Origin of the sequence: Fodinibius roseus (assembly GCF_900129315.1) — a bacterium.
GTDB lineage: Bacteria > Bacteroidota > Rhodothermia > Balneolales > Balneolaceae > Fodinibius > Fodinibius roseus.
This window is the reverse complement of sequence record NZ_FQUS01000052.1, coordinates 1-6442: the sequence shown is the minus strand read 5'-3', so window position 1 is coordinate 6442 and position 6442 is coordinate 1. Positions and strand designations below refer to the sequence as shown.

Genomic DNA, 6442 nt, shown 5'->3' with positions numbered 1-6442 from the left:
TATCTTGGGTAGTCATGGTGAATCTGGGTTTAGTGATTAGTTGGTTGCATCTCCTAATCTAACTAAACTGTCAGATTTCATCGTGACTACTTCAGATTAATGGTTCTAAAGCTTATGATTTCCAGTTAACACCCTTTTCTTTGCTTTCCCACACACGAAATTCTGTAATCTTCTGAATCAAGTCTGTTGGAAGTGCCTGCTCAAATAGGAATTGAATGGACCCCTTCCCGGTTTTGAATTCAGAAAGATCATCTGAAAAATTCTGAAGAGTACTCGGAGTTACATAAAACCCGATGTGGTGTTTAAAGGCAGCAAACATTACTAATATTCTCTCCTCATCAGAGTAAGCTGGCCTGTTCCACTTTATCTCCTCATGCGCCTCTGGTGCCGCTTTATGAATCGTTTGTCGAATTTTTTCCAACTTTCCCTGAATTTCTTTCGGAAACGTACTGATGTATTCGTCTATAGTTTTCAAGTCCGTTATTGCCATGATCTTTTGCGTGTTTGGATTATGAATCGCCAGCTCTGTCCGTCAATACTTTCATTGGTGTTTTGATAATACAAACCCACGACCCTATTCTGATAATTTTCTTGGCTGATCAATTCCAATGAGATCTTTAACTGGACATCTTTAAACAGCCTTTCACCCTGTCCGACAACCACCGGATGAACAAACATCCGAAATGATCCCTTCAAGGGATATCTGCATGGTTAGAATAATTCTCCTCATTTTTAAATGCTCTTTTGTATGGAATAAGATTCCGTATCCGTTCATCCCTTAGCCAGAGCGATCCCCAGGCCAGCACCGCCATATAGACAGGAACAAGGGTGTGAGTAAAAAGCGGATCGTCTATCCGAACATGGGTCGCAACCGCCCCGCCCCAGTACCCGGTCAACAATACGGCACCGAGCAGTGATGTACGGGGAAAGGCATACAAAAGAACGGACAACAGTCCCAGGGCACCAATGATCGCAATGTGGTGTTCAGCGTATCCGAGCTCCAGTGTTCCCTGTACCACTTCTTCGGGTTGTATAAATTTGAAGATACTGTCCATCAACATGAACAGGATGACAAGTCCACCCATAACTCGTGCTGTCCACAGGCGACTTTTTGAAATACTGTTATCCATAACTTTCTTTTTTGAATTGTTATCTAATTCTCTGCCAGTTCCTTCAGTTTCTGCAGCGCTTTCGGCCACATATCCTGGAACATCTCCTCATGCTCTTCTTCGATGTCCATGTCGACGGCTACTGTTGTTCTTCCATTCTCTTCAGTAAAAGTGTAATTTTCAAATGCGGGTGCCCACTTTCGGGCTTCCTCGCTCTCGGTATCTTCGACACCGTCATGGATGATGCCAATATGTTTGATGGAGATAAATTCATGCGGCCGGTTTTCGGCGATGGTTGATACCATACCCTGGCCGTCAGCGTCAAGGAAAAGAATTTTCTCTCCTTCCTCCCAGCTTCCCTCAAAATGCGAACCTTCGGTAAAAGCGGTGGTCCACTGCCGGTAGGTTTCGTCTTCAAGCATCGTATCCCAGACTTTGCCTGCCGGTACGTTAATTATTTTTGAAAAATGTAGTGTTTTCATGGTTTTCCCTTTTCATGGTTTTCCCTTTTTATGGTTACTTGTTTCCCTCATACGCTTCCTGCAGCTTTTCAAGATCAAACTTTTTCATCTGCAAAAAAGCTTCGGTCACCCGTTCAGCTCTTTCGGAATCCGAATCGTTCAGCATGTCCGACAACTGCACCGGCACTACCTGCCACGAAACGCCGAACGGGTCTTTCAGCCAGCCACACTGCTCGGCTTCGGGCACGGCTGACAACCTCCAAAAGTGATCTATTTCTTCCTGATTTTTGCAGTGTATCATTAGCGATACCGCCTCGTTGAAGGTGAAATCAGCGTTATCCGGAGAGCTATCCATCGCCATGAACACCTCCCCGTCGTTCAGGCGGAACTGGGCGTGCATGACGCTGCCCTCCGGCTGGTCCTCTCCCGGACCGTAGCGCAGCAATCCGGTAATGCTCGAATCATCGAACAGAGAGGTGTAGAGATTTACCGCCTCCTCGGCCTGACCTTCCTCATCAACAAACATCAGGGAGGGGACAATTTTTTGACCGTGTACATCTTCCAACTGGCCGAGGGAGATCTGCCAGGTGAGTCCGTACCGGTCCTGTACCCATCCGTACTTTTCACTCCAGTCATATTTATCGAGTGGCATCATCGGGGTGCCACCTTCGGACAGCTTTTCCCACAGTTCGTCGACTTCGGCCTCTGTTTCACAAGTCACATAGAAAGAAATGGCAGGGGTAAAACTGAACTGCGGGCCGCCGTTCAGGGCTATCATTTTGAAACCTGCAAGCTCAAAATCCACCGTCATTACGGTTCCCGCTTCCTGACCGTGAATCTCCTTTCCGGTTTCTCCGTACCGGGAGAGACCTCCGATTGCTGAATCTTCAAAAAGCGAAGTGTAGAAATTAACGGCCTCTTCTGCCTGGTCGTCGAACCACAGGTGTGGTATGATTTTTTGGGTGTGCTCTTTTTGTTTTTTTGACATACTATCTCTCCAAAAATTTTTAGTATTAATTAGCGATAAAACTGTCGGACCTTTTCGCTATTATTCACAGCAAAACTACTGAATGCTTTCATGTTTTAAACATACTTAGGCTCCTCCGTTTTTCGTCGTCATGACTTTTATTTTTTTCAAGCGTACACTGTTAACTTTTACTTACCGTTATAAAACACATTCCATTTATGACCGTCCGGATCTGCAAAACCACATCCATACCAATTCTTATTCCCTTGCATTGTCTGTGGCTTGCTAAACAGGGTTCCACCTGCTTTTTTGACTTCTTTTGCCCATCCATCCACTTCTTCCCTGCTATCTGCCGAAAGGGTGAACATCACTTCATTCCCGTTTTCCAAATCCGCTATTTCTCCTCCCATGGCTGGTTTTAAGTTTTCCTCTAAGAAGAAGTGCACCACGAATTCATCCTGACCGACCAGAAAACTGACCAGGCCGTTTTCTTTGGAAAACTTCCCGTTGGGTTTAAATCCCAGCTTTGTGTAGAACCCGTGGGTGCGTTCCAAATCTTTTACCGACAGGTTGGCCCAAATTTTTTTCGTTTTCATAGTGATTTTTCATTTGTTTTAAATTTTTATTCAAATGGTGGTCCCGATCCACTTACCTGGTGCTTTTTTACGTCCGACCATTCCTCGTCGAAGGACAGGTTTGGATTGTATGTGCTTTTTTTCCGTGCTGTTCTTGCGAAACTTCTCAACGGTAAAAACCGTCAATCCGCCGGGCGGGCTTCCTCCCCCTCATCCTGTGATACAATTTCGGGCGGTGGTATATTTCTTGTACTCATGATAATATCTCTTTTAATATTGAGGATATAACCTGCCATTTCTTAAAAGTATGGCAGGCTTCCCTAATTGTTAGAAGTTGATCTTCCCGGTATAGTTCACCATCCAGTGGATACCGAATCTGTCGATAAAATCGCCGTACTTTTCGGCCCACTCGGTTTCCATCAGCGGCATCTGGATTTCACCGTCCTCCGAAAGCTGACTAAACAGTTCTTCTGCTTCTTCGGCGCTGTCGGTTTCAAGCGTGATGGCAAAGTTATTACCAGGCGTTACTTTTTGACCCATAGATTCCAGTATGTCGGTTCCCATAAGCACCGCATTGTCACCGAGCGGTAGTGCCACATTTGCGACCTTGTTTAAATCTTCGTTGGAGGCGCCCATATCGTCAGCGAGATCCTTGTAGCGCGTAATCTGTAGTTCGCCGCCAAAAACAGAGCGGTAGAATTCAAATGCTTCTTCGGTATTTCCGTCAAAGTTGAGATAAGGGTTTACTGATTTCATGATTTTGTTATTTAGTTAATGGTTATTTGTTAATTTTCATCAATTGAAGTCGCTGCTTCCACAGGTAATATGAGGCAAACATCACCCCAAGAAAAATTAGTGGCATAATGATAAATGCGATATCACCAGTGGTAATAATTCCGGAGACCGCCGCGCCTGTAAAGTCGATAGCAAAGCCGGCATAGGCCCATTCTTTAATCGTTTTGAATGTTGACTGAAGCAAGACAATGGCGCCCAGCACCTTGGCAACAAGCAGAATATTCAGCAGATAGGGCGGGTACCCCAGAGTAGTAGTTATAACCTCTCTTCCTGCTTCTGTAGGGATGCTGGTAAGTGCGGTACCAAGAGCAAATAGTACCGTTACGATCCAGTAGCTTATTTTAATTGTCTTCGGTTTCATCGTCATGAGATTATTAGGGGATTAAGTAGTGACAATTATTCAAAACTCATGGGTGCCTTCCCAAATCCACGACGCAGGATGCCTATCTGTCCGATGTGATACGCAATATGATGATTGAGAAACGCCCACAGCTCGCCGCGTGATTCGGCAAATTCATCCATTGGCGCGGGCGGCGTGTTCGATAGGAAATCCGGCGTTAGGGTCTCCAGCTTATTTCGGATCGGGTTATGAATAGTATTCCATTCGTCTTTTATGATATCTATGGATGGATAATCAAAATTATCTTTGGCCTCCGACTGTCCCGCGCCGGCAAACAAGTCGTTCCATTTCGGTTCAACGGACGATGCGTTGGCCAGCTGAGCAATGCCGTATTGCGAATTTAAAATGTGTCCGGCCAGGTATTTCACATGATTCATTTTCGTATCCTCATGGAGGCGCCGATTCGTTTCTTCATCCGTAAAGTCTTCCAGCACATTATTATACAAGCGGTGGTGCAAATCAAATTGAGCTATTAACGGGGTATTCACAATTAATCCCTTTTTTGTTAATTTAATTGGCTTTCCCTCAGTCTCTGAACACAATGTAGCATCTGTTTAGCTTATCTACACGGTGTATATACGCCATTCTTACCGGTTGAATGCGACAAGCTGGTGTAACCAGATGGCGGACGGTATAAAGAGGATAGTTTTAGATCAACCTATCACTCCGAAACCCCAGTTTTGTCATTTTTTCTTCTATCAGGGCTGCTTCGTATTGGGGGTGACATTCAATGCGCAATACCTTATCCGGATCGTCCAAATCCACATCCGCCCGGTAAACACCATCCAATGCCATAAGCTCTTTTTTTGTCCGGTTTGCTTTAATCCTGGTATTTATGTCTGAGCTAAAGACCAGCACTTTCAGATTCTCCGATATAATATTCTTTTCCTTCATGGATTGTTGCATTCTCTGATAATAATTTTCCTTTTCCTGAATATATCAGCAAGCACTGACAACCCTGTGTCAACGCTTCTCTTTGAAACCGAACCGCAAGATATCTACTAACCTAAAATAAGTGCTTGTAACTACAATAAATTGTATAAATGCGACATTATGTTAGTGCGCTCGAAATAGTTTTCACTTACTGCATAAATTATTTGTCGGCACAGGAACTTGTAATTCTCTTCTTAGTGTCCATCATATTCATCCGGATACAGAATTTTGTCACTGCCGGCCGGTGCTCCAAGCCCGGTAGCACGTCCTTCGGGCTCTTCCCAGTCCTCCTGCCGACCGAGTGCGGTCATATCCAGAAAATAGTGGGCCCCGCCCACCTGCTCCCCCCCGCGGCCGTACGTGGAGTAGGTATGATATACGGTATCGCCTATCCGCAGGAAACAACTTATACCCGGCTGTTCGCCTTCGATGTGATAATGTTGTCCCAGGTGTTCCAGCGTGGCTTTGTCGCGGTAGTTGTACATGACCGGTTTGACGGATTCATTTTGCGTGACATGAAAATCGTAATTAAAATCGCTGCCGTACGAAGAATACCAAGGGATCTCCCACCTCATTCGCTTTTTAAAAACAGAAATTTTAGCCAACGGCGCGCGTGAAACCAAGGCCAATGTGGTGGAGCGAGCATGCAAGTGATTAAGATGTCCCCTCGCGATTTGATCCGCCCAGGCTGAGCAGCTCGGACAGCCTTCCTCCCAATCCGGATCAAACATAAAATGATATACGATAAGCTGCATGCGATCCTCAAACAGATCGAGCAGGCTCACCTTCCCATCCGGTCCTTCGAATTCGTACTCTTTTTCAATTTTGACCATCGGTAATTTTCGCCGTTTGGCACTCAGCCTGTCGCGCTGCCGCGTAAACTCTTTCTCCTCTTTAAGGAGTTCTTTGCGTTCCGCCGTCCATTCTTCACGAGAAACTATTTCTGGAAATGAATATTTATTATCTGACATAATGCTTAACCTTGTTCACTGATTACTGTTTGCTGTATAACCGCTGGTGCAGGTTAAATTGAGTTAATAAGATGTTGTTCATAATCCCTTTCTTTTTTCCGTCACATGTCTTGCTTCTCAAATAAGTATAATTGTAAAGGGTCTTATGAAGCAAACGACTTAGAGAGGGTCTTCTCTGAGCCTTTGCAGCAAGACGTTATATAAGTTTTTATTTCGATGATTAAAACGGAA

Annotated in this window: 10 protein-coding genes; all 10 read right to left on the bottom strand. The window is 44.9% G+C overall.

The window, feature by feature from the left end; genetic code table 11:
- Positions 1–112: 112 nt before the first annotated feature.
- Complete coding sequence (locus BUB16_RS20880; RefSeq protein WP_073068769.1) at positions 113–490, bottom strand: iron chaperone; 378 nt, start codon at positions 488–490, stop codon at positions 113–115.
- A 202-nt stretch (positions 491–692) separates the two neighbouring features.
- Positions 693–1130 (bottom strand): DoxX family protein, encoded by a 438-nt coding sequence (locus BUB16_RS20870; protein WP_073068764.1) that lies wholly within the window; start codon positions 1128–1130, stop codon positions 693–695.
- A 23-nt stretch (positions 1131–1153) separates the two neighbouring features.
- A complete protein-coding gene (locus tag BUB16_RS20865) occupies positions 1154–1591 on the bottom strand; it encodes an SRPBCC domain-containing protein (protein ID WP_073068761.1) in 438 nt (145 codons plus the stop codon).
- A 34-nt stretch (positions 1592–1625) separates the two neighbouring features.
- Positions 1626–2558 (bottom strand): VOC family protein, encoded by a 933-nt coding sequence (locus BUB16_RS21990; RefSeq protein ID WP_073068760.1) that lies wholly within the window; start codon positions 2556–2558, stop codon positions 1626–1628.
- 167 nt (positions 2559–2725) lie between these two features.
- Positions 2726–3133 (bottom strand): VOC family protein, encoded by a 408-nt coding sequence (locus tag BUB16_RS20855; protein ID WP_073068758.1) that lies wholly within the window; start codon positions 3131–3133, stop codon positions 2726–2728.
- Positions 3134–3439: 306 nt separating this feature from the next.
- On the bottom strand, positions 3440–3868 hold the full coding sequence (locus BUB16_RS20850; protein ID WP_073068757.1) for a VOC family protein: 429 nt from the start codon (positions 3866–3868) through the stop codon (positions 3440–3442).
- Between the two features lie 22 nt (positions 3869–3890).
- Complete coding sequence (locus BUB16_RS20845) at positions 3891–4268, bottom strand: DoxX family protein (protein ID WP_073068771.1); 378 nt, start codon at positions 4266–4268, stop codon at positions 3891–3893.
- A gap of 35 nt (positions 4269–4303) precedes the next feature.
- On the bottom strand, positions 4304–4795 hold the full coding sequence (locus BUB16_RS20840) for a DinB family protein (RefSeq protein WP_073068756.1): 492 nt from the start codon (positions 4793–4795) through the stop codon (positions 4304–4306).
- 160 nt (positions 4796–4955) lie between these two features.
- On the bottom strand, positions 4956–5213 hold the full coding sequence (locus BUB16_RS20835) for a hypothetical protein (protein ID WP_139240412.1): 258 nt from the start codon (positions 5211–5213) through the stop codon (positions 4956–4958).
- Positions 5214–5434: 221 nt separating this feature from the next.
- On the bottom strand, positions 5435–6211 hold the full coding sequence (locus BUB16_RS20830) for a DUF899 domain-containing protein (protein ID WP_073068754.1): 777 nt from the start codon (positions 6209–6211) through the stop codon (positions 5435–5437).
- Positions 6212–6442: the final 231 nt, after the last annotated feature.

Excerpts from the sequence above, each read along its gene's own strand:
- BUB16_RS20845 (WP_073068771.1), bottom strand. The coding sequence starts at position 4,268 with ATGAAACCGAAGACAATTAAAATAAGCTACTGGATCGTAACGGTACTA.
- BUB16_RS20865 (WP_073068761.1), bottom strand. The coding sequence starts at position 1,591 with ATGAAAACACTACATTTTTCAAAAATAATTAACGTACCGGCAGGCAAA.
- BUB16_RS20850 (WP_073068757.1), bottom strand. The coding sequence starts at position 3,868 with ATGAAATCAGTAAACCCTTATCTCAACTTTGACGGAAATACCGAAGAA.
- BUB16_RS20855 (WP_073068758.1), bottom strand. The coding sequence starts at position 3,133 with ATGAAAACGAAAAAAATTTGGGCCAACCTGTCGGTAAAAGATTTGGAA.
- BUB16_RS20830 (WP_073068754.1), bottom strand. The coding sequence starts at position 6,211 with ATGTCAGATAATAAATATTCATTTCCAGAAATAGTTTCTCGTGAAGAA.
- BUB16_RS20880 (WP_073068769.1), bottom strand. The coding sequence starts at position 490 with ATGGCAATAACGGACTTGAAAACTATAGACGAATACATCAGTACGTTT.
- BUB16_RS20870 (WP_073068764.1), bottom strand. The coding sequence starts at position 1,130 with ATGGATAACAGTATTTCAAAAAGTCGCCTGTGGACAGCACGAGTTATG.
- BUB16_RS20835 (WP_139240412.1), bottom strand. The coding sequence starts at position 5,213 with ATGCAACAATCCATGAAGGAAAAGAATATTATATCGGAGAATCTGAAA.
- BUB16_RS21990 (WP_073068760.1), bottom strand. The coding sequence starts at position 2,558 with ATGTCAAAAAAACAAAAAGAGCACACCCAAAAAATCATACCACACCTG.